This window comes from Nonomuraea fuscirosea (assembly GCF_003001935.1).
GTDB lineage: Bacteria > Actinomycetota > Actinomycetes > Streptosporangiales > Streptosporangiaceae > Nonomuraea > Nonomuraea fuscirosea.
Window position 1 is genome coordinate 1 of record NZ_PVNG01000051.1, and the last position, 21,075, is coordinate 21,075.

A 21,075-nucleotide genomic window follows, 5' to 3' on the forward strand; every position below is an offset into this window, starting at 1 on the left:
GGCGGCGGTGGCGGAGTTCCAGGTCGGCGAGCTGGCTGCGTTTGGCGTCGGTGACGAAGCAGGTGACGCGGCAGCCGTCGATGTCAGTGAAGCGCGGTTGGGCGCCGGGGTGCGGGGTGTTCCTCGCGGGCGATGACGCGCATGCTTTTGGGCCAGCCGGTCAGGTCCAGCAGGCCGGTGAGTTCGGCGACCCAGGCGCCGGGCCGGACCTGCCGCTCGGCGTCGTAGGCGGGCGTCCAGGCGCTCTTGGGCAGGCGAAGCACGGCCTGTCGAATCTGCTCGGTGAGAGTGAATCCGATCGAATATGACAGCCGGCGGCCGGGCTTGGTGAGCCAGGTCAGGAACTCGTGGGCGGCATCGGCGGTGCCGGGGCAGTTGGGCCAGGGCCAGCCGGGTGGCTTCGATGTGGTCGGCGGCGGTGTTGGAGCCGGCGTTGCCCGGCCGCAGCACGATGGCCAGGGGTTCGCCGGAGCCGCCCGGGCCGTGATCGGCGAAGACGGTCATCGGGTGGAAGCCGAAGGGGTGTTTCCAGGTCGGCGCGGCGTGCTGTTTGTCGGAGTGGGCGATGACGATGGTGGCGTCGATGTCGAGCGGGATCAGCTCGCCCGTCGCTGCCCGGCGCTGCGGGTCCGGCCAGGTCCCAGGCGCGCTTGCGGGCCAGAGCCCGCGCCGCGCGCAGGGCTTTGAGGGTCTTGGCCTCATCGCGGGCGAGCCGGTCGATCAGGCGGGAGACGGTCGGGTCGGAGGCCACCAGGCCGAACAGGTCGGGCTGGGCACGCAGCACAGCGATGTCGGCCAAGGCAATCGCCACCGAGGGCGAGGGTGCCGGGCCCCCGCTCCGGTCCGTGCCACCAGCCGCAAAGTAGCTCTGAGTAATCATCACTGCTCTTTGTGGTTCCGCCGCTGCTTGGCTCAGCGACGTGATCTCAGCGAATGGCCGGTAGGTAGTCGTGTTCAAAATGGGTGAGGACAAGTGCCGCGCGGGCGATGTCGCCGATTCTGCTGGGGCTGAGGGTGATGTGCTGGAGGATCCGCCAGCGGCCTTTGAGCAGGGCGAATCCGCGTTCGCCGAGACAGCGCAAGGCGCGTAGGAGCCGATTGTAGGTGCGGTTGTCCGGGCTGAGGATCTGGTTACCGTCGGGCTGCTTGATCGGGGTGTGAATACCGATCCCGGCGCCGTCGTAGCCGCTGTCGGCGAGGGTCGGCAGGCCTGCCGCGGCTGCGGCGTACAACGCGCCCAGCACGTGTGCACGGGCAGCGGTCAGGTCATGGACCGAGCCTGGCTCGGCCTCGGAGATCCACAGGGGAAGTCCGTCGGGTGCTGAGAGTGCTTGAAGGTTGCCGGCGTGATGGTGGGCTTTGCCGGAGTACCAGGCGTCGATGGGTTCGCCCTTGACGCTGATGGTCTGCTCGGCGCAGCGGTCGGCAGGGATCAGGGTGCCGTCCAGGATTACATAGGGCAGATCGTCGGCTTGGGCGCGGTCCAGAGTTTCCTGCAGTTCAGGGGCTTGAGCTGCGAGGATGTCGATCCCTTCGGCGGTGTAGCGGTAGGCCGTGGCGCGGGAGACGCGGTGATCGCGGCCGAGCTTGGGATGTCGCGTTCGCCCCGGAACCACCGCAGCACCAGGACCGCCTGCCAGAACGGGGTCAGCGCGCGGGAGACGTCGAGCGTGGCACGATGAGCAATCACGTGGAGCCTTCCGGCGACGGGAATTCTTGTGGTGAGAACTCATCTACCGGAGGCTCCACGCCTGTCTCCGGCCTTCGACGACTTCTCCCGAAAGGCCCTAAACACCCTCACGAGCGTCCCGACAATCCCCTATCACCCGATCTATTTCGCTGAGATCACCTCAGTGTCGAATAACTATGCGCGCGTCTCGACCGCTGATCAGAATCCCGACCACCAGATCGACGCACTGCTTCGAACTGGGGTTGAGCGGGATAACGTCTACCTCGATCGCGCCAGCGGCGCGAAGGCCTCCCGCCCGCAGTTCGACATCGTGCTGCGAATGCTCCGGGTGGGTGACACACTGAAGGTCACTCGGCTGGGCCGGCTGTCGCACTCGATGTTGCACCTGGTGGCCTTTGGCGCCGAGCTGCGCGAGCATAGGGTCGGTCTGCATGTGATTGAACAGGGCATTGACACGGACACGATGGAGCGCCGGGCGATGTTCGGGATGCTGAGCGTCCTGGCTGAGCTTCAGCGTGAGCTGATCGTGGCCAACACCAAGGACGGCCTGGCCGCGCCCAGGGGCCTGTGGTCGTGTCGGTGGGCGCCGCCCTCAGCTCACCTCCGAGCAGGCGGCGCTCGCCCAGCAGTTGTATGACGCCCGGACCAAAGACCGTCCAGCAGATCGCCGACCTGTTCGGAGTTCCGCGCAGCACGGTTTACGGGACTTGACCAAAGACAGCGTCAGCGTTCGGCTGATGCGCGCCTGGGTCGCCAACCCCGGCAGCGGTATGGCATCCGGACGACAGGGCGAGTAGGGCGAACTGCTCACGGCGAGGTGTCACATTCCGAAAGGTGCCGGACATTTGCCTTGTGTCCGGCACCTTTCGGCAAGGAGACTCTGTGACACACCAAGATCGCTTCGAAGCGGTCTATGACGCCTACTACCCGGCCATACACCAGTACGCCGCCCGCCGTACCAGCTCGCCCGACGACACGGCCGACGTCATCTCCGAGACATTCCTCACCGTCTGGCGGCGCATCGGCGATGTGCCCAGGGGCGAGGAGGCGTTGCTGTGGTTGTACGGGGTGGCCCGTCGTGTGCTTGCAAATCAGCAGCGCGGCGCTTCTCGCAGGGCTGTGCTTGCTGAACGGCTGCGTGCGGAACTGGCCGCTGATCGGCCGGTCAGACCGGTCGATCTGGAGCATGTTCGCACCGCCTTCGACGAGTTGCCCGAGCGTGACCGCGAGGTCTTGGCGCTGGCCTGCTGGGAGGGTCTGACCAGTGAGCGGATCGCCAAAGTGGTGGGATGTACGGCCTTTGCCGCCCGGACCCGGCTGCATCGTGCGCGCAAGCGGCTGGCAGCGGCGCTGGAGCGGCAGGCGTCCTTGACGATCGCGATGGAGGAAGCATGAGCGACATCGACAACCTGGTAAGGGCGATCGACCCGACCCCGCACGCGCCGGATCCGGGGCCCGGCGCGCGCGAACTGCGTGCGGCGATCATGGCGACCGAGGCACGCCCGCGCCGGACGGCCCGGCGTCGCCTACCGCGGCGGGCCGGCGCCGTCGGGCTTGTCGCGGCCGCGGGCGTTGCGGCGGTCTTCCTAGGCCAGGTCGCCCCCACTGCAACGCCCCCTCCTGCGGCCACACCTGGCGTCACCTCCCTGTCGGGCACCTCGATCCTGCTGGCCGCCGCCGCCAAGGCCGAAGCCGCCCCCGAAGGGGCCTACTGGCACCTCAAGGAGTTGTACGCAGGGAGGCGGCCTGGGCCGTACGGCAAGAACGGCGTCACCTACTACCTGGAAACCTCCAGTCTCTCGGAGACGTGGGTGGCCAAGGATGGCCGAACCTGGCGTGGCCATAGGCAGCTGGCCGCACGCCCTCTGGACCTGGAGGCGTGGCGACGGGACGGCTCGCCGTCCGAATGGTCGATCGGGCCGGACGGCGGCGTCTACTCCACCTCGCCCGGCGAGAGCACGTTCTTCCAAAACAAGAGAAAACACAGGCTCTACTGGAGTGCCATGCCCATGACCTTGAAGGAGATCGCGGCGCTGCCCGCAGGCCCTGAAGCGCTGAAGAAACGCGCCCTTGAGGCGATCCGCAGAGACAACGGCGTTGACCCTGTGGAGGAGGGACTGCCGCGCGCCTTGGCCACGCTCCTGTACGAACTGCCCGCCTCCCCGCAGGTGCGCGGCGCTGCCTATCAGGCGCTGGCGACACTGCCCGAGGTCCAGGTCGAAGGCCGGACCACCGACCCGCAGGGGCGGTCAGGTGTCGCCGTGACCTTCCCGGTCCAGCAGGGCCAACCCGCCCGGACCAGGCTGATCATCGATCCCGACACATCCAAGGTGCTGGCCGTTGATTCCATCGGCCTGCCGGATAGGGACGGCAGTGTCAACGTGGTGCTGGAGTCCGGTTGGACCGACACCAAGCCATCCCCTCCTTCGGCTGAGTGACAGCCACCGTACTGGCCGGATACACCCGCTGCGCAGTGCGGGGCGGAGGGCTAAGCGGCGGTGAGGTCGAGCCGGGTGTACGTGTCCAACCGGAACCCGCCATAGGTTGACGTGGGGTCCAGGACAGGGGGTTGAGTCCGCAGCGGGCTTCGGGAGGCGGACCCGGACCGTATCTTCGGAGCTGTCCGGGTCATGGTGGAACAGACCGGGGTGCTGGCCGGCCGGGCGCGGCGGGCGCTGGATTCAACGGTGCTGCTGGATGCGGTCGCCACCCAGGACACCGTCACCCAGCTGATCGCCGCGACCCGGCCGGGTAGCCCGCCAGGTACCCGGCGCGAGCGCGCTGGTGGCCGAGCACTGTCAGGCCTGCGACTACACCGACCCGGGCAAGCCGAAGATCGCCTGGACGATGAGGAAGCCAGGAACGTCCCGGTGAGCGGGCTGGGACGCGCTCGCCCTGCTCGACCACCTGGCCGGTCGGGACCTGGACGAGACCGCCGAGCAGGCAGTCAGCCTGCTGGCCCTCATCGCCGGTCAGGACGTCGAACCCGCAGGCGACTCTGACGGCACCGACGGACGGTGGCGGATCGCCCGCCGCACCGCACCTGATGGGATCATCTCCACCGTCGATGCCGAGGCGCGCCACATCCACAAGAGTCGGCAGCAGCGTGACGACGGCTACAAGGCCCACCTGGCCATTGAGCCAGAAACCGGCCTGTTCACCGCTGTCGCCCTGCGGCCCGGCGCCGGCGCCGCTCATCACGAGGCCGCCGTCGCCTCCGGCCTGCTCGCCCACGAGCACGGCCGGCTGCACATCCTGGCCTACGCCGCCTACGCCGCCGCTGACCTGCGCGCCATCCTCACCAAGGCCGGACACCGGCTGCTGATCAAACCACCCACGCTCAAGCCCGCCGTGATCGGCGGGTTCACCCTGGACGACTTCGCCATCGACACCGCCGCCGGCACCGTCACCTGCCCCGCCGGGCACACCGTCCCCCTGACCGCACCCGGCGGCCGCTACCAGCAACGCCACGCCACCTTCACCGGCTTATGCGCCGCCTGCCCGTTGCACGAACGCTGCACCACCGCCACGACCGGCCACGTGATGACCATCCGCCCACACCACGACCTGCAGGCCGCCGCCCGCCACCAAGCCGCCCATGATCTGGCCTGGCAAGACGACTATCGGCGCCGGCGGGCCATGGAGGAGCGCGCCGTGGCCTGGCTGGTCGGCCGAGGCAACCGTCGCCTGCGCTACTGCGGCACCGCTGCCAACGACCGCTGGCTCCACCACCGCGCCGCCGCTCTCAACCTCCGCCGCCTCATCAACCTCGGACTCACCCACACCAGCGGCACCTGGACCATCGCCCCGACCAGCCCATAACGCGAGGGTGAGCCAGCTCATGCCGACTCACCCATCAAGATCTTCAGGACATTCCTAGGGACAGTTCGACGGCGGCCTTCACGACTTCGGCCTTGGTGGAGTATTGGTCTGGGTAGTCGTCGGCAGCTCATCGGGGGGCGACGATGAGGAGTTCAGGACGCTGGGGGTAGTGCGCTGCTCGTTCTCCAGCTTGGCCGGGGTTACTGCGTTCGACGGGGCAGGCCGAGTGGCGTATCGGTCGGCGAGGGCCTGCACGCTGAGGCGGCGGCGTTAGCGGTGGTGCCGGTGTTGATCGCACTGTGGCGGGTGTAGGTGTTCTCCCACTCGGTGTGGATTCGTCCTGGCACGGAGGTGGGTCCTTCCGGCGCGCCGGGTGGTGCTATGCGGACGCAGCCACGTTGGACGATCTTTGTCGTGCGTTCGGCAGGGGCGGCTGTACGCCGATGCCGGTCGATGGCGGGCCCGTCCCGGATGTGGGGTTGGCCCACCGTGAATGTCACGCAGGATATACGGTTATTCTACCATTGTCGTACACTACCTTATGGGCCCTATACGGCGGGAATTGAGGTGCCGCCCCTCCCCACCATGCCCCTTCATTTGGAATTCTATTGTGCCGATAAAAATCGTCCCACGAAGAATATCTACAGCACCCGAAGCCGGTCAGGATCACTCCAGTGGAAGGGTTGCGGAGTATCCATAGATAGGCTGCTTGCGTGTCAATTCTCGCTTCGTCGTGATACCGTGCTGACGATACAGCCATGTTGCTGTTTGCGTCGAAAATGCCTTGGATGTCTGCAATGGCAGGGCCGTTAGCCGATAGAATAATAGAAATGCTAATCGTCAATGCTGCTGAGATTCTCTTGTACATCGATACCTCTTTACTGAACCCTCGTACCGATTATCTGTAACTATGACACGCTCAGCACCCTGTCGACCGAGTCCCATATCAGTGCTTTCACCTATGGTGGACTCTACAACAACAATATGATGCCGCCACAAGCTACTTAACTGCGAAAGAGCGCTTGATTCCCGCCAAACGGCCGTGCGCGTCTCGACGCGTGATAAAAACCCGCAGCTCCAGCTCGACGCCCTGGCAGCCAGCGGCTACGACGAAATGGTCATGGAAAAGGAATCGGGCAAGCGTGGCCTCGCACGACCGGCATGGGAGGCGCTTCTGGCGCTGCCCAAGACGGGCGACACGCCGAAGTTCTGGAAGTCCGATTGGTGAGGCCGCTCCGCGGGGCACGTGCCGACCACGGTCAATGAGCTGCGCGACCGCGGCATCACCGTGGTGTCGCTGACCGAGAACTTCGATCTGAGCACCAAGGAGGGCCGGTTCATGTTCGCGGTCCTGGCCGCGGCCGCTGAGTACGAGCTGGAGCTGCGCGCCGAGCAGCAAGCCGAGGGAATCGCCGCAGCCAAGCGCCCGCGAAACCACCGGCCATGCTGCCCGGCAAGAAGAAGAGCGGCTGCCCCCGCGCCGTCGGCCCTTCGGAACTGGCCACGCTGCGCCGCTTGGTCGACGAGCGGACGAGCCTGTCTGCGAGGCTTGACCGAATGGGAACGCCAGGGCGGGGAGGTCCGCATCGGCCGCCTGGAGCAGAAGGTCGGCTGGCCCGGTTACGCCGGCTGACGTGGAACCGCTGATTCGCGTTGTCTCGCTGACCGGTGCTTCAGGAGGCCGACTACTGTCGCTGATATCCGGCCTATCGGTCCTGGGGGAGCGATACGGTCAGTGGTGCCGGGTGCGCCGGGCGGCGTGGCGGTTGCGCCAGGCCGAGATCGAGCATGAGTGGGCCATCGCCTCAGCCCGTGCCGAGGGCCTGCCGGTGCGGGCGGCGGCCGAGATGGGGCGTTCGCCCTCGCGTATCCAGCAGATCGCCACGGCGGCCGCGCCGCTGCCGGAGCTGGAGGCGGCGCTGGCGCAGCTACGTCAGGCCGGATGGCCGACTCCGGAAGTTCCTGCTGGTAGTGATGATGAGGAGCGGGACGGCCGTGACAGCATCGCCGACCGGAGCGCTACCGCGCCCAGGTGCCGCTGACAAAGAAGGCCGACATCTGGCGGGCATACCAGATCGAGCTGCGCGAGCCGCACCACGATCCGTGGGGGTTCAATCCCTTCGAGCGCCGCTCCCATAGCCGCGGCCAGACGTAAACGCATGTACAGCTTCCTGCACACGCGGCGCCACTGGCTGTGACTTGGATCGTTTGATGACGTGATTCTGGGATTGCTATTTGTCGTGCTCGGGCCGGGCGGATGGCACGTTGGGCCGAAGCATCTTCTCGAGCGCCTGTGGTCCGGGGTTGGTTGCCAGGTACGTCCGGGTAGGAGCTGCCGATAGGTGCCGGTGATCTTCTTGAGTCCGCGCTGCCGTCCAGTTCGCTCAGCAGGTCATCGGGGCAGAGCGCGTACAGATATCCCCGACCGGGCGTGCGCGGGCATCTCGGATCCGGTGGCCGCCCGGCACGCCCTGGCTACGTAGCTTCTCCCACTCAACTGACTGCCCCCCGAGGGCGTTTGGCTCGGGTGGTGTCGGCAAGAATTGCGAACGATCGACGCTCCGATCTTCGGCGTCAGAGTCCGAATCGTCCATGGGCCGAGGAGACTACGCGGGTGCGGTGTGGCCAGGGTGGTTGCTGACTCTGTCGCAATCGATCAGGCAACCCCTAGAGTCGTTTCGGTGATGGAGATCGTGAGCGCCGCTGACCTAGGGGCGTATCCTGCCGAAGAGTTTCAGGTTCTTGGCGAGCCTGTCCTCGTGGTTCACCTAACCGGCGATGGGCAACAGTTGTGGCGGCAGGTCCGGACTGCGCTGCCGGACCACTATCCGGTCGGTGACAAGGGGTACTCCACCCGCAAGATCCGTCTCGACCTGCGGCGACGCGGCATCAAGGCGGTCATCCCCGAGCGACGCGACCAGATCGCCAACCGCAAACGCCGGGGAAGCCGCGGCGGCCGGCCGCACCCCTTCGACGCCCTCACCTACAAGCAACGCAACCTGGTCGAACACTGCATCGGCAAGCTCAAGCAATGGCGCGCCATCGCCACCCGCTTCGACAAGCTGGCCAGCCGCTACCTCGCAGGTGTCACCATCGCCTCACTCATGCTCCGGCTCCGGCAAGCCGAATTGTCAGACACTCCCTAGGAGGCACCTATCTCTGGCGTTGCGTCATTCCGGGTGGCTTTGGGGAGCTTGCAGATCTTTCGTTTTTATCCGCGTGCTTGGTGCCCGGATGCGCGGACCAGGTCCGAGAGTGTGCATCGCAGGCGCGGCCAGTCCTCGGGCAGTGCGTTACGAACGTGTCCGAGGGCGTCTAACCGATCGTCATAGCCATGCGGGGGCGCGGTGGCCGTATAGAACACAGGGCCAGCAGACAGCCCATCTGCTTGAGGGTCGCCACTGCTCGCGCCGAGGCGAAAGAGGTGTTCCCGGACCTCGTTGGCAAGCGTTCGTCCCTGGCCAACGGCGTCAATGGCGGCCTGAGCTGCTTCTCCATCAGTCAGGCTGAAACGCGTGGCGATCTCCCTCATGACCAGGACGAGCGCGGCACGCTGCACCCGCTCCGGGGCGGCCCGAAGGCGGGCATCGAGGTCAGGGTCAGCGTCGCCGAAGCCGCTGGGCGGTCGCGGATCCGAAGGGATCTTTCCGATCATGACGGCTTGCCACGGCTCGGCGCCGAGGTTGTCCAGCCACTGCTCAGTAAGCCGTATGCCGGTGCGGTGTTCCACTGTGGCCATCGCCGCCGCCTCAGCAAGCAGGTGCGTGTCCAGCGCGGAAGGGACGGACGGGTCCGCGGTTTGGCTGGTCTCGCCCAGGCCAGCCTGATCTTCCAGGTCCAAGAGTTGGCGGGCCGCGTGCATGTCGGCGAGATCTTCATCCAGTGCCGTTGGGTCTTCACCGTACTTGCGGTCGGGATTGTTCTTGTCGATCCGGGCGAGGACCTTGCCGTAGACGGCGTAACTAAGCGAGCCGTTGCCGTTGATCGTCCAATCGACGTTGTGCACTCGCGCGCCGTCGCTGAGCCACCGAAGGATCTCCGGCCGGGATCCCTCGAACCCGTTGTCCTGGAACATCACCACATTCGGGCCGATCTGGGCAAGGCAGGCCATGAGGAGCGGATCGTGGTCGTCGTGGTCGTCCGCCCACTCGTCGAGCTCGTCCGGGTTGACGCGTTCGGCGTGCAGCCGCCGCATCACCTCGGCGACTGTGAGCTGCTGGCTCGCCGGCTGGATCACTGTCCAGCTCAGGCCCTCGGCGAACCAGGACCGGCTGGTCAGGACGCGCTGGTAGTACTCCACTGCCTTAGAGATCATCCGACCAGTATGGCGTCGACCGCGTCGTTCGTGAGGGTTCCTCATGAGCACCACGACGAAGATCGAATGGACCGAGGATCACCTGGAATCCAGATGCCGGATGTGACCGGATCTCGGCTGGTTGCGATCACTGCTATGCGCTGACGTGGCCAAACGGCTCAAGGCTATGGGCCAGGCGAAGTATCAGCGCGACGGCGACCCTGAGCGGGCCTGGGGTCGGGGTCACGGTGCGACCCGTCAGCCGCATTCACGCCATGCAGCCCAACAACTCCACACTGTAAAACGACAAAGCACTTGTCACTACGGGCTTGCGGATCCTTCAGGCCATGCATCGTCAATGGTGGAACAGTCCAAGGCCGGTGCGGGCGAGCGCGATCTGGCGCTCCCGGCAGGCGTCATGGTGGCTCAATCGCCCCAGTAAAGGTCTGATCGCGGCTCTCGATGGTTCCGCCGCCGAGCCGGCGCAGCGTGTCGGCTGGCGACCTCGCACGGCTACCATGGCGGGAACCGCAGGGGGCTCATCGGGCTAGTAACCGGTGTATCGACAACATCGAAACCGCGGAAGGCCACGTGTGAGCACCCCCGACGTCATTCCTGAAGAGTGGGATGAAGCGTTACTGAGGCCCCGGTCGCTTGACGACCCCGGCTGCTTCGACGACCTCTTTCGCCGGCATGCACCGCCGATCCACCGCTACGCCGCTCGGCGGCTGGGCAGCCACCTCGCCGACGACGTCGTCGCCGCGACCTTCCACCAGGCGCTCAAGCACCGCCACAGCTACGACCCTGCCCGCGGGGACACGTTGTCGTGGCTGTGGACTATCGCCACCAACCTGATACGCCGTCACCACCGTGCAGAGGCACGGCTATATCGCGCGCTTGCTCGTACGGGCGTCGACCCCGTCATCGAGAGCCACGCCGACCGCGTCGTTGACCAGGTCACTGCGGCAACTGTGACTCCGCACCTGGCCAAAGCCCTGGCGGGATTGCGCAAGGTCGATCGCGATCTGCTTTTGCTGGTCGCCTGGGGCGAACTGACGTACCAGCAGGTCGCCGACGTGCTGGACGTCCCCGTGGGTACGGTCCGCTCGCGGCTGAACAGGACCCGCGCCAAGCTGCGCAAAGCTCTGGGAGAAGTGTCACATGGATGAGATGAAGCTGCTCCAGCAGATGCGGGCCGAGATGCCTACGCCCGATCCAAACGCGCTGGCAGTGGCTGTCGGCTGGCGATCGGAGCACCCGGCAGAGCCGCGCCGCTCGAACCGCTGGCGCTCACCCGTGCTCACTCCAAACCTGAGCCGCGGGCTGATCGTCGGCGCTGTATTGACCGCAGTGCTGGGAGCGGTTCTAGCGATCGGCCCGAGCGTCGTGCCCGGTAGGTCGAGCAGCGCGACCTCCTACGCCAACTCCGCCATCGAGATCGAGAAGCAGAACGGCTACTGGGTGGCCAAGATCAAGGACCCTCTCGCCGACCATGAGCGCTATGCCGAGGGGTTCAGAGCGGTGGGCCTGGACGTGCGGCTGAGCCTCGTTCCGGCGTCCCCGGCAGATGTCGGGCGTTTGGTTTGGCTCGAGGCGGACAAGACGGAGACCAGCCCGCCGCAGAGAGGTGATGGAACACCAACACCTCGCTTCCACATGGACATCTCAGCGGGTAACGAGCCGTCCGGTTGCCAGATCCGGCAGGGCGACTGCCGCCTTGCCGTACGCATCTCCGAAGATTTCCACGGGGCTGTGTCGGGTGAGTTGGGCCGGCCCGCGCAGCAGGGAGAGCCCTACCGATACCCAACTCTCGCTACAGACCCCGGTGAGGTACTCCAAAGCGTCGATGCGCACGCGCGGCCTGTGGCTGAGGTCCTCGACGAGGTCAGGAAGCGAGATCTTCAGGTCGTGTACGAACGGGTGACCTCCCACGACGAGGGGCCGTCCAACCACGTCACACAGCAGCGCTACAACCTGACCTTCGCGCCCATCGATGCCAGCGAGGTCGGGCCGAAGTGGGTCGTCTGGCAAGCGCGGTCGATTCAAGACGGCGTGATTCAACTGCAGGTCTCGCCCGAAAAGCTCAAGCCGTTGCCGTAATCGACAAGCCGGTGACGGGTGGTACTCCACCCATCACCGGTCCATCTGCGCTTACCTGATGACGGCTCCTAACGACAGGCCATCCAAAGATCCCCTTGATTCGGGAAACGATCATTCCTCGCGCGGGAAGCGATCTTCCGACGTTCTCGGTTCGGCTCGGTCACACCCACTCGTGAACCCCCCCGGGAGCCCTGCAAGGTGCTCGTCAACAGTATGGCCATCGGGCACGCCCGTGTCCCGGCCGCCTTCGTGGCCAGGGTCTTCACGGTGATGGCGCTGTCGACAAACCGACCCCTCAGCAGCCTTGAGGTACACCCTCCTCTGTGGGGCGAGTCGGGTCATGAGCAGGGAGTGTCAACTTAACGGCTGACACGGCAATTACCCAGGACCGCCATCGCTCGCTCGGCAAGCGGGTCACCTTGTGCCGCGATTCGCCTGACCGCGCGATTGAAGTACAGCGCCCAGTGCACCCGGCAGACCCTGCCATTCCTGGTGATCACCAGCATCGAACTTTAGGCCCATTTGACACTTGGGCACGAAGCGACGTCTCACCGTGCCCCGTGCAACACGTTCCCCGTGCAACACGCGTACTGGATAGAGAAGTGACGAAAAGCGTCTGTCTCGCTACCCCCAGCCGTACTCCCGCGTCGGGTTCGTCCACCACTACAAACCCATGTCCGCCGACGAACAGGCCTTCGTCCTCGCCCGCTCCTGGCCCCACCTGCGGCTCGGCGACACCGACGACTACACCACCAACGAGGCCGTCGCCGCCATCGCCCGCATCACCATGTCGTGGTCGCCGACCTCACGGGACCACCCCTTAAGCATGCGGTGAAGCCGCGCACACTCTGTCTTCGCTGGTGGGTGCGCGGCGCCGCCTGGCGGTGCCCCCTAAACTAGGCGAGCGATCATCCGGATGCGTGCCCCCGGCGCCAGGCGACATCGTCGAGTGCGAGGAACGGCGAGACGGCGAGCGCGAACGGTGTCATCCCGGCGAAGGCCGTGGCGTCCCTGTGCAGGTGCGACTGGTCGGTGTAGCCGCTTTCCGCCGCCACCGAGGCGGGGCTATGGCCGGCGGCGAGACGGTGGGCCGCGTGGTCGAAGCGGATGAGCCGGGCGGCTCGCTTGGGGCTGAGACCAACCTGGGCGCGGAACCGGGACCACAGGCGTTTGCGGCTCCATCCGGTCTCGGCGGCCAGTCGTTCGATGCGTATCCGCCCTCGGCCGGCCACCATCCGCCGCCAGCAGAAGGCGACTTCCGGGTCGACGGCCCGGCCTGCGTCGTCCCTCCTGGCCAGCGCGGCCTGCGCGATCGCGAAGCGCTCCTCCCACGACCCGGCGGCGCGCAATCGTTCGTGTATCCGTACGGCTTCTCGTCCCCAAAGGTCATCGAGGGTAGCCACCGTCCCCCCCCAGATCCGAGGAGGCGCCCAGGAGCGCATGTGCGGCCATCGGCGAAAGCCGCACCTGCAGGCACTCAGAACTCCTGGCCAGTCCCCGTCCGCGAGCCCTGTGGGGTGCGAGCCCGGCGACGACGCGTTCTCGCTGCCGCGAACCGCGGTCGTCCTCGACGACGAATGGCTGGTCCCCGAGATCGAACAGCAGCATGACCGCCGGGTGCGAGACCAGCGCGACGTCGTGGAACTCGTTCGCGCGATCGCTGAACCCCGCCATCACCACCCCCGGCAGCCGGCCGGGACGCGACGGGAGCGTGATCTCCCAGTAAGGTGCGCTGACTGCCCCTGCTGATCGCACGCTGACATGGTAGGAGCCCATCGCGTCGGTCACAACACGGCGATGCTCAGCGTAGGCCCGCCCACGCCTCGCGCTCGGCGCCGCCGGAGTCGTCGACGACGGTGATCCCTTGGTCGATCAGTGCTGTGGACCGTTCGGCCAGGCTGTATCGGGGCCAGCCCGGGTCACCCTCGGCGACGAAACGGACCCAGGCGCCGTGAGCAGTATCGGCGACGACCTGGGGTGGCTTGTCGCCGATGAGGGCGCGGCTGGACTCCTCGTCTAGAAGATCGAACACGTACGGGATCTCCACCGCGTGGGCAGCGCCAAGGCGGCCGTCGAAGCTCGGCGACTCGTGGTCGAAGCGATACATCCAGGTGCCGGCCCCACCGGCCCCGCCGGCTTCGAGGCGGGCTTCGGCGACCTGGATCACCGGGATCCGGATGAAGCAGTCAGTGGTCACGCTGGCAAGAAGGTCCCCGCTGCTCGCCGCCGGCCGGGCCGCCCGATAAAGCTCGACCGTCCCGCCGGGGGCGCCGAGGGCGCCCACGACCGCGGACAAGATCGGCTCGTCGATCATGTCGATCATGCCGGTGGGGACAAGGCCGATCCGGGAGTCGTCCCGGTTCCACCCGGCCAGGAGCCGTACACTGCTGCCGGCACCCCTTCTCAGCGCGTCGAGCGGATGGGTGGGGAGGGTGCAGCCGTCCACGACCGGGGCGAAGGGAAGACGTTCCCATGAGGTCGGATCCGTGGCGGTCTGGACCTCCGCGAGGAGTGCGGAGGCGGCCCTCGCGAGCCGTCCGACTGGCACCTCGCCGAGGGCCTCGCGGGTCGGGGCGACCCCGAGCGACTCGGCCAGCCTCGACGCGACGCCCGCGGCGGTCTCGGCAGTGAGGGTCTGAGCGGCCGCCCCACTCTGGGTGATGGCCTGATGGAAAAGGCCTCGGGCGCGGGGCATCGCCATCAGGGCGATGATGCTCGCGGCACCGGCGGACTGGCCGGCGACGGTTACCTTCGCCGGATCGCCGCCGAACGCGGCGATATTGCTCTGGACCCACTCGAGCGCGGCGATCTGGTCCAGCAGGGTCGCGTCCCGGATGCGGTGTAAATAGATCACGAGCGTAGGTTCCGTACTGAACCGCCAAGTTCGTACGAAAGAGGTCCCACGCTCGTGACCCGTCGAGTATCGCCTATCCAGGCCATCCGCGCTGAGATCGACGCCCTGTTCACCTCCGATCGTGATCTGGTCGAGGTCATCGAGGACGTCGCCCGGCTCGGCGCCCGCCTGATCATCCAGACCGCCGTCGAAGCCGAGGTCGATGCCTTCCTCGGCCGAGCTCGCTACCAGCGCGCCAGCATCGCCTCCGTCGCCGGGGACAGCGGCGACGCGGAAGAGACCGTGGTGCGGCCCGGCCACCGCAACGGCCACTGCCCGACCACGGTCAAGACCACCAGCGGCCCGATCACGGTGGCACGGCCCAAGCTGCGCGGCACCACCGAGAAGTTCGCCTCCCGCCTGTTCGGTACCGGCGTCACCCGCACCCACGCACTGGAAACCCTGGTCATCGCCTCCTTCGTGCGTGGCCTGTCCACGCGTGACGTCGAGGGCGCGCTGGCCGACGCGCTCGGCCCCGAAGCCGCGCTGTCCAAGTCGACCGTCTCGACCATCTGCCAGGCCATCGTCGCCGAGTACGACGCCTGGTGCCGCCGCGACCTGACCGGCGTCGAGCTGGACTACCTGTTCCTGGACGCCTCCCACTTCAAGATGCACGAGGCCAGCAGCCGGGCCGAACCGATCCTGGCCGCCTGGGGCATCACCACCGAAGGCAAGCCGGTCTTCGTCGGCCTGGCCGCCGCCGGCGCCGAGTCCGCCGACGCCTGGGAAGACTTCCTCACCGATCTGGTCGGCCGTGGCCTGCGCCCACCGCTGCTGATCATCTCCGACGGCGCACCCGGCCTGATCAGTGCCGCCGAGCGAGTCTTCCCCGCCTCGCTGCGCCAAAGGTGCCTCGTGCACCGCGCCAGGAATGTGGTCGCGAAGGTCTCCTCCGATGACCAGGCCGAGGTGAAAGCCGACTTCTGGAAGATCTTCGGCATCAGCGACCTGGGCGAGGACGTCAAGGTCGGCCAGCCGCTGGTCGAGCTCGTCCAGCGGCGCATCGATGCCTTCGCCGACACCTGGGGCCGCCGCTATCCGGCGGCGGTCAAGTGCCTGCTCGCCGACCGGCAGAGCCTGACTCCCTATCTGCGCTTCCCGCTCGAGCACCACAAGCGCGTGCGGCATTCCAACTTCATCGAGCGCACCTTCGGCGAGACCCGCCGCAGGGCCAAGGTCATCGGCCGCTTCCCCGGCGAGAACTCCTGCGTCAGCCTGGTCTGGGCCGTGCTCGACCGGGCCGCCCGGGGCTGGCGCGGCTTCACCAGCACCAGCAAGGGCCTGCGCATCCTGCAGGACCTCCGCCGCGCACTGCTCCACCCGACCTTGGCACCCGCTACCGAAGCTGCCTAAGATCCACTCACGGCACCTACCTCGTCGAGCCTTTTACACCGCTCCGAGGACGCGACCCGCCGCCCTGGCATCGGCGGGCAGCGGCGCAGGACCGGCAAGCAGCCAACCAAGATCTGCCATGTTGACCCCGATCCGGGAACCTAACCGATGAGAGGGCGCTGCTACTTCTCACCGCCATTCCTGGCCCAATCGGGCCTCGAGTGCTGTCGAAACTGACCGTCAAACGGTGCTGCCACTCACCGGCAAAATCAGTCGGGACACGTCGGTGACCGCTGGCCGCTGGTCGTGCAGCAGGAGGCCCGGTGCCGAGGGCTGTCGGTGTCCGCGGCGCCGTGCCAGGCGAAGTGCGCGTGGCTGTGTCGCGGCAGATCGGCGAGCACCTGATCACGGGTCGCGCCAGTGGACCGGCGGACGGTGCCCCAACCCGGTAACAGCTCGGTGAGGGCCGCGACGTCCAGATTGACGTCCAGCGGGGCGGTGACCGCCGTGTCGGGGACCGCGACAACGAGCACGCGGTCCCGCTCGCCAAGCTGTTCGCGACGTGCAAGGGAGAGTGCCCGACCTATTCCGGGAACCATCAGGTTGCGTGCTTGTGCGGCGGGACGGGCCGTTGATCACGTCAGCTTAGCGGAGTGGGCCGACAGGTCGCTCGGGAGCTCCCACTGCGCTCCGATGAGTGCACGGCCGCCGGGGTACTGGAGTGCCAGCCCAACCGTGCTCGACCGACACCTCTCGCTGGCCAGCGGAGGTCATGGTCGACGTGCTGTGGGCGTGTTGCTGCGCGACAACCGGCTCTTCACACCCACCGTTGCCAACACGGCAGCGACCCACGCAACCCCTTGACATGGACCATTACGACTCGTGCCACCAAGGCACATCTTCCTCGCCGAAGAGCAGGACGAAGGTCGAAGCCGGGTACTTGCCTTCAAATGATGTGAAGTCGACGGTCGTCTCGATCTCGTCGGCGGTAAGCAGGGTGGCGCCCGCCGCATGCAGCTCGCGCACCAGTTCGGCAGGGTCGGGGTCCGTCACGTCCGCAGACGTGATCACATCCTGCCGCCGCAGGGTCTCGGCGACGTTGGCGCACAGGAACGCGTAGGGGCCGACCGCAGACAGCCACAGGCTCCACGACCGCTTGGAGTCCGCCCGGCCGCGCACGGCGTAGGAAAATCCGACCCCGTCCTCCCAGTCCGACCAGTCCTCGAGCTTGAACCTGGCGGACAGGGACTTCAGCAGGCCGGCCCAGGGGTTGTTCTCTTGGGCGTGCCGGAAGAACAAGTAGTCCGGCTTCCTCAAGTCCCCGTACGCCGCGCGGGCGTGCCTCAGGATGTCGTCCACCGGACTCATCGTCATCCTCGAAAACCTACCTCGCCATGGCGAGCCTAGGCGAGATCGTTGGTGGGTGGCCTGCCGTTCAAACGTCCGTGCTGACGTATCGGCGCGGTGGCGGGGGCCAGGCGGCGCGGTGCGCGTCCCGCTTGCGGTGGAGGTCTCGGCGAAGGGCGACTGCCTCGCGGCCGCTCACGCCCGCGCCTGCCTTCTCGATGACGGCCATCATCTCCACGGCCTGGCGCTTGTCGGAGTTGGTGACGTGGAATACACATCCGGCGACGAGGCCGATACGTGCCCGGCGCCCTCTTGGACCACCGGCCCCCCTTGGCGCGGTAACGGGCCATGGCGTGATCAGCCGTCAAGGACCAAGCACTCAGATCGGAGCTCATGCTCACGCTGGCGCCGAACACGAAACCGGACACGTCCAGCCCACCCCTTGGTCACTGATCAACACCATCAACGACCGACAACCCCACTACGTCCTCATGCAACGTGGCGCATGACATCTGATGCGTACGGCGTACGCGACATACCAAGCACGGAGGCGATCTGCTGTCGATCCAGTCCCTCCCAAGCGACCAGGGGCAACAACTCCCGATCGGAGGCCGGTAGGGCCCGGAAGATCTGCGCGATCGCCGCCAGCTCGACCCCGCTGTCGGGCGCGGCCTGGTACAGGTCGGCCATCTCGGCGTCGAACTCCACACTGAGGCCTGGCGGCGCACCTCGACCCGATAGTGGTTGGCCAGCACCTTGCGCGCCACGCCATGGGATTCATGTAGTCCCGGGAAATTTCGGTCGTGTTTCGCTGACCTGCACTGATGCGGTCACGTTCCGTTCGTTGATCACTTCCGCTACGGCCTAGTGACCTCGCTTGGCATCGCCGCCCTCTACGGCCCGGACGAACTCGCCCGTAGGTAGGGAGGACTCGATCATGGTGGGTCAATCGGCTCCATCGGCGGTGCAGCGCCATGAAGGCGTCCTGGACGACGTCCTCGGTTGTTTCCTGATCGCCCACCAGCAGGAACGCCAACCGGACCAGACCCAGCTGTCACATTTGCTGAGAAGCTGGTCCAGCAGGAGCTCAGGATCGTCCGGCGGCATCGCCCCACGGCCGCGGAAAGATGGGTCGAGTAGTTGGCGTCCTTCGGGCAGGTGATAGCGGAGCAGCGTTGGCAGGGCGTCCTACGAATCATGCAGCCTGGGCTGACGCCCTTTCGCCGGGCCGATCCTCTTCACAAAATGTCCCTTCCGTGAAGTAACCGGCCGCGTGCCCCGGCACGGCGTCATCTGCCCGCCGCTACCTCGGCCTGGAAATCCTCGCCGACTGCCGCAAGGTCGCCGAAAGAAAGGCAAAAGAAGAGGCTGATGCCAATGTGACTAATGGCACTAGTGCTACCTAATAGGATTTAGATCGCAGAGTGGTCGAATCCCATACACCATGATCCTGGACGTGACCGCACGATCACGCCAAGGGACCAAGGCCACCACATTCGACCATCATCTCGCCTGTCAACCAAATCGTACTGATTGATATCCGATGTCGCCGTTTTTTGATGCGCCAGGAGGCAGTTCACTTGTCAGGCCGGAGCAAGAGCTGCCCCAATGCAAAGTGGCTTGAATGTTGGATCGATTCCAGAAATTATTCATAGGGCGATAGAAGTTCACGCATCTGCCTGATGCTGCCTGAAGTACTCCAACTCCATCGGTGCCGATGTAGCTATAGCAGAGGAAGTTTACAAGACAGCGACTATTGGGCATCTGTGCCGCCTGAGCGGCGTTTGTCGAGGACAGGAGCGCCGCAGTGGCTGCTGCGGTTGCCATCGCATACCTCATCGCGCTTCTTCGCATCGTTGACTCCTAGGGCTAGGCGACTTGAGCTTGGTCGACTTCTAAAGAACGACGGTCCATGCTTTTGTAACATGGCAGCCATTCGGGGTGCCGTATTGCGTGGATGTGGCACCTATGGTATTGTTGGGTTTATATACTATAGGGCCGTCGATGGTTCGAGTATAGGGCCAATGCGCCGAGTTGCATTCTACTCTTACGTGATAGGATCCGTATCCAGAGACGCAATAGCTCTCACCTTTGTTTTCGGCCACATCTACATTAGCTGCGCAGTTCCACACCTCGGCATAGGCAGATGAAGGCGCGAGTGCGATCGTGGCCGAGGTGGCCAGGCCGGCCATCGATGCAACGATCATCATCTTCTTGAAGATCTTCATGTTTTCCTTCTTCGTGTTGACTGGAGCTTGCCAACTGCAACTGGCCACGACTGTTTGACGCCCATGAGATGTTATGCAGCCAGGTCAGTGTTATCTAGGGCAGGATCGAACTCGCGAACGGTGCACGACCGGTGCTGGGTCTACGAGGGCGACCCGTAGAGCGGGTCGAGAGAGTAAGATTTTCATTGGCAGCATAAGATGGTGCAGCAAGAAAGGTCAGGAATTCGACGGTCGCTGTCATGAATAGACCGATATGCGCTTACAATCTCTTCGACATTCTTTCGGCTGTGCACCCCTTTACTCAGATCGAATATACTCCTTTTCCTTACTCTGAGCATTACACAGGATCTCAGATGCCGGCCAGCTCGAACACCGCCATCTGACGCTCATTTCCTGCCAGGTGAAATCCCCCGCGATCCGCAGGTGTATAGCGAGAAAAGCACGGATGTCAAGTCTGAGCTGTGGAAACATGCGTGCACAGTGAAGCTTTTTCATCCCCTGGCAGCGGGCTGGTCACAGCGTGATCGCGAGTCTGATGTTCGCCTGACGACGTAAGGTCGGGTCGCCCAGAAGAGGCTCACCTCCGGTCTCCCGTCACCGGGCTCTTCTCAACCTCACCGTCAGAACTCGGGAACCCCACCGCCTGTGCGCGAAGAAGCGCGGGTATAGGCGGGTGGCCCGGTCCCAGGCCGCGAGGGCCTTCTTGAAGGTCCTCAGCCGCTTGTATTTCTTCCTCATCCAGCGCACCAGGTAGGCGTTGATGCGGGCCGCAGCAGCGGATGAAGCTCCGACCGGTAGAACCGGCGTAGTAGTTCATCCAGCCCGACACGATGGGGTTGATCCACCGTGCCAGGTCACGCTCGGAGGCAGTGGTGCGGCGGTGCAGTCGCCAGGACCGCATCTGTTCGCTCATCCTCTTCATGGCGGTTTTGCTGACCGCCGGGCCGAAACCGGTGAACACCGTCCGTTCTTGCTGCGCACCCCTCATGCCCGAAAGGTGAACCCTAGCCTCGATCTTTCGTGATCAGGGTGTGGTCGGCTGTGTAGTTCGGCTGAGGGTTGAATTGCGTGCTGTGGTCAGCGCGTCGGCCCGGCTGTCGCGCCGGGTGGGCGGGGTTCCACGGGCCCGCAGGTGTCCTTCCTGGTCGTAAAGGCGGCTGGTGGTTGGTCAGGGTGGTGCGGACAGGGCCTGCAGGCGGTCCAGCGCGGTGAGGATGTCGCGGGCCCAGGGCCAGCGGGAGGCCAGGCGCAGACGCACGCGCCGGCCGCCGCGGACCAGCCGTCCGGCCACGGCGAACAAGCGAAGGCGCACGCGTTTGGGTTCGTAGCCGCGGGCGGTGGTGCCGGGCAGCGCGAGCATCTGCATCCA

Annotated in this window: 23 protein-coding genes and 3 pseudogenes; 13 read left to right on the forward strand and 13 right to left on the reverse strand. The window is 65.8% G+C overall.

Features of this window, described 5'->3' with window-relative positions; all coding sequences use genetic code 11:
• Together B0I32_RS60730 and B0I32_RS54675 are read right to left on the reverse strand one after the other, a co-directional pair.
• A pseudogene (locus B0I32_RS60730) lies at positions 1–821 on the reverse strand (transposase); the annotation flags it as partial.
• 105 nt (positions 822–926) lie between these two features.
• Positions 927–1,714 (reverse strand): annotated as a pseudogene (locus B0I32_RS54675) (HARBI1 family protein).
• A 7-nt stretch (positions 1,715–1,721) separates the two neighbouring features.
• Here B0I32_RS54675 and B0I32_RS54680 point away from each other — a divergent pair.
• The 3 genes from B0I32_RS54680 (at position 1,722) to B0I32_RS54690 (ending at position 4,128) form a co-directional block, all read left to right on the forward strand.
• Positions 1,722–2,327: a recombinase family protein gene (locus tag B0I32_RS54680; RefSeq protein WP_219912531.1), complete on the forward strand. Its 606-nt coding sequence runs from the start codon at positions 1,722–1,724 to the stop codon at positions 2,325–2,327.
• Between the two features lie 245 nt (positions 2,328–2,572).
• A complete protein-coding gene (locus B0I32_RS54685; protein WP_106253294.1) occupies positions 2,573–3,085 on the forward strand; it encodes an RNA polymerase sigma factor in 513 nt (170 codons plus the stop codon).
• A complete protein-coding gene (locus tag B0I32_RS54690; protein ID WP_106253297.1) occupies positions 3,082–4,128 on the forward strand; it encodes a CU044_5270 family protein in 1,047 nt (348 codons plus the stop codon). The genes B0I32_RS54685 and B0I32_RS54690 overlap by 4 nt, the downstream gene beginning before the upstream one ends.
• A gap of 283 nt (positions 4,129–4,411) precedes the next feature.
• Here the strand turns inward: B0I32_RS54690 and B0I32_RS58615 are convergent, their stop codons facing one another.
• The gene (locus tag B0I32_RS58615; RefSeq protein ID WP_181308886.1) at positions 4,412–5,005 is read right to left on the reverse strand and encodes a hypothetical protein; all 594 of its coding nucleotides are present in this window, start codon (positions 5,003–5,005) and stop codon (positions 4,412–4,414) included.
• Between the two features lie 36 nt (positions 5,006–5,041).
• Here B0I32_RS58615 and B0I32_RS58620 point away from each other — a divergent pair, with 36 nt between their 5' ends.
• The 5 genes and pseudogenes from B0I32_RS58620 to B0I32_RS54720 all read left to right on the forward strand — a co-directional run bounded on the left by B0I32_RS58620 (position 5,042) and on the right by B0I32_RS54720 (position 8,658).
• Positions 5,042–5,512 carry a transposase gene (locus tag B0I32_RS58620; protein WP_181308888.1) on the forward strand — a complete coding sequence of 157 codons (471 nt, stop codon included), beginning with the start codon at positions 5,042–5,044 and terminating at the stop codon, positions 5,510–5,512.
• A gap of 1,042 nt (positions 5,513–6,554) precedes the next feature.
• Complete coding sequence (locus tag B0I32_RS62080; RefSeq protein WP_106253302.1) at positions 6,555–6,740, forward strand: recombinase family protein; 186 nt, start codon at positions 6,555–6,557, stop codon at positions 6,738–6,740.
• Positions 6,741–6,752: 12 nt separating this feature from the next.
• A pseudogene (locus B0I32_RS54710) lies at positions 6,753–7,145 on the forward strand (recombinase family protein); the annotation flags it as partial.
• A 1-nt stretch (position 7,146) separates the two neighbouring features.
• Positions 7,147–7,554: a hypothetical protein gene (locus B0I32_RS54715; protein ID WP_146178732.1), complete on the forward strand. Its 408-nt coding sequence runs from the start codon at positions 7,147–7,149 to the stop codon at positions 7,552–7,554.
• Positions 7,555–8,196: 642 nt separating this feature from the next.
• Positions 8,197–8,658 carry a transposase gene (locus tag B0I32_RS54720; protein ID WP_106253307.1) on the forward strand — a complete coding sequence of 154 codons (462 nt, stop codon included), beginning with the start codon at positions 8,197–8,199 and terminating at the stop codon, positions 8,656–8,658.
• A 65-nt stretch (positions 8,659–8,723) separates the two neighbouring features.
• Here the strand turns inward: B0I32_RS54720 and B0I32_RS54725 are convergent, their stop codons facing one another.
• Positions 8,724–9,827: a DUF6461 domain-containing protein gene (locus B0I32_RS54725; protein WP_146178734.1), complete on the reverse strand. Its 1,104-nt coding sequence runs from the start codon at positions 9,825–9,827 to the stop codon at positions 8,724–8,726.
• Between the two features lie 77 nt (positions 9,828–9,904).
• Here B0I32_RS54725 and B0I32_RS61985 point away from each other — a divergent pair, with 77 nt between their 5' ends.
• The 4 genes from B0I32_RS61985 (at position 9,905) to B0I32_RS58625 (ending at position 12,741) form a co-directional block, all read left to right on the forward strand.
• Positions 9,905–10,108 carry a DUF5131 family protein gene (locus tag B0I32_RS61985; protein ID WP_219912535.1) on the forward strand — a complete coding sequence of 68 codons (204 nt, stop codon included), beginning with the start codon at positions 9,905–9,907 and terminating at the stop codon, positions 10,106–10,108.
• A gap of 291 nt (positions 10,109–10,399) precedes the next feature.
• Complete coding sequence (locus tag B0I32_RS54735) at positions 10,400–10,975, forward strand: RNA polymerase sigma factor (protein WP_181308890.1); 576 nt, start codon at positions 10,400–10,402, stop codon at positions 10,973–10,975.
• A complete protein-coding gene (locus tag B0I32_RS54740; protein WP_146178735.1) occupies positions 10,968–11,906 on the forward strand; it encodes a hypothetical protein in 939 nt (312 codons plus the stop codon). The genes B0I32_RS54735 and B0I32_RS54740 overlap by 8 nt, the downstream gene beginning before the upstream one ends.
• A 673-nt stretch (positions 11,907–12,579) precedes the next feature.
• Positions 12,580–12,741, forward strand: coding sequence for a hypothetical protein (locus B0I32_RS58625; protein ID WP_181308892.1), 162 nt, complete (start codon positions 12,580–12,582; stop codon positions 12,739–12,741).
• A gap of 73 nt (positions 12,742–12,814) precedes the next feature.
• Here the strand turns inward: B0I32_RS58625 and B0I32_RS60735 are convergent, their stop codons facing one another.
• Genes B0I32_RS60735 through B0I32_RS54750 form a run of 3 tightly spaced genes read right to left on the reverse strand, consistent with a single transcriptional unit; the run spans position 12,815 to position 14,760 of the window.
• Entirely contained in the window at positions 12,815–13,255 is a 441-nt protein-coding gene (locus B0I32_RS60735; RefSeq protein WP_245956719.1) for a helix-turn-helix domain-containing protein, read from the reverse strand.
• A 37-nt stretch (positions 13,256–13,292) separates the two neighbouring features.
• Positions 13,293–13,694 (reverse strand): hypothetical protein, encoded by a 402-nt coding sequence (locus B0I32_RS60740; RefSeq protein ID WP_245956720.1) that lies wholly within the window; start codon positions 13,692–13,694, stop codon positions 13,293–13,295.
• Between the two features lie 13 nt (positions 13,695–13,707).
• Positions 13,708–14,760, reverse strand: a complete 1,053-nt coding sequence (locus tag B0I32_RS54750) for a carboxylesterase family protein (protein WP_219912532.1) — start codon at positions 14,758–14,760, stop codon at positions 13,708–13,710.
• A gap of 54 nt (positions 14,761–14,814) precedes the next feature.
• Between B0I32_RS54750 and B0I32_RS59425 the strand changes: the two genes are divergently transcribed.
• Complete coding sequence (locus B0I32_RS59425) at positions 14,815–16,152, forward strand: IS256 family transposase (RefSeq protein WP_219912533.1); 1,338 nt, start codon at positions 14,815–14,817, stop codon at positions 16,150–16,152.
• A 248-nt stretch (positions 16,153–16,400) separates the two neighbouring features.
• Here B0I32_RS59425 and B0I32_RS54760 read toward each other — a convergent pair whose 3' ends face one another.
• The 6 genes from B0I32_RS54760 to B0I32_RS54780 form a co-directional block, all read right to left on the reverse strand.
• The gene (locus B0I32_RS54760) at positions 16,401–16,664 is read right to left on the reverse strand and encodes a hypothetical protein (protein ID WP_106253315.1); all 264 of its coding nucleotides are present in this window, start codon (positions 16,662–16,664) and stop codon (positions 16,401–16,403) included.
• Positions 16,665–17,004: 340 nt separating this feature from the next.
• Entirely contained in the window at positions 17,005–17,490 is a 486-nt protein-coding gene (locus B0I32_RS54765; protein ID WP_146178736.1) for a hypothetical protein, read from the reverse strand.
• 477 nt (positions 17,491–17,967) lie between these two features.
• Positions 17,968–18,186, reverse strand: coding sequence for a sigma factor-like helix-turn-helix DNA-binding protein (locus tag B0I32_RS57250; protein WP_146178737.1), 219 nt, complete (start codon positions 18,184–18,186; stop codon positions 17,968–17,970).
• Between the two features lie 1,187 nt (positions 18,187–19,373).
• Positions 19,374–19,706, reverse strand: coding sequence for a hypothetical protein (locus B0I32_RS57255; protein ID WP_146178738.1), 333 nt, complete (start codon positions 19,704–19,706; stop codon positions 19,374–19,376).
• A 577-nt stretch (positions 19,707–20,283) separates the two neighbouring features.
• Positions 20,284–20,694, reverse strand: coding sequence for a group II intron maturase-specific domain-containing protein (locus B0I32_RS61990; RefSeq protein WP_219912534.1), 411 nt, complete (start codon positions 20,692–20,694; stop codon positions 20,284–20,286).
• A 180-nt stretch (positions 20,695–20,874) separates the two neighbouring features.
• Positions 20,875–21,075 (reverse strand): transposase (locus B0I32_RS54780; RefSeq protein ID WP_181308894.1); only part of this gene is annotated, 201 nt, incomplete at its 5' end.

Excerpts from the sequence above, each read along its gene's own strand:
- B0I32_RS54690 (WP_106253297.1), top strand. The coding sequence starts at position 3,082 with ATGAGCGACATCGACAACCTGGTAAGGGCGATCGACCCGACCCCGCAC.
- B0I32_RS57255 (WP_146178738.1), bottom strand. The coding sequence starts at position 19,706 with ATGAAGATCTTCAAGAAGATGATGATCGTTGCATCGATGGCCGGCCTG.
- B0I32_RS58625 (WP_181308892.1), top strand. The coding sequence starts at position 12,580 with ATGTCCGCCGACGAACAGGCCTTCGTCCTCGCCCGCTCCTGGCCCCAC.
- B0I32_RS54720 (WP_106253307.1), top strand. The coding sequence starts at position 8,197 with ATGGAGATCGTGAGCGCCGCTGACCTAGGGGCGTATCCTGCCGAAGAG.
- B0I32_RS61990 (WP_219912534.1), bottom strand. The coding sequence starts at position 20,694 with ATGAGGGGTGCGCAGCAAGAACGGACGGTGTTCACCGGTTTCGGCCCG.
- B0I32_RS54740 (WP_146178735.1), top strand. The coding sequence starts at position 10,968 with ATGGATGAGATGAAGCTGCTCCAGCAGATGCGGGCCGAGATGCCTACG.
- B0I32_RS54725 (WP_146178734.1), bottom strand. The coding sequence starts at position 9,827 with ATGATCTCTAAGGCAGTGGAGTACTACCAGCGCGTCCTGACCAGCCGG.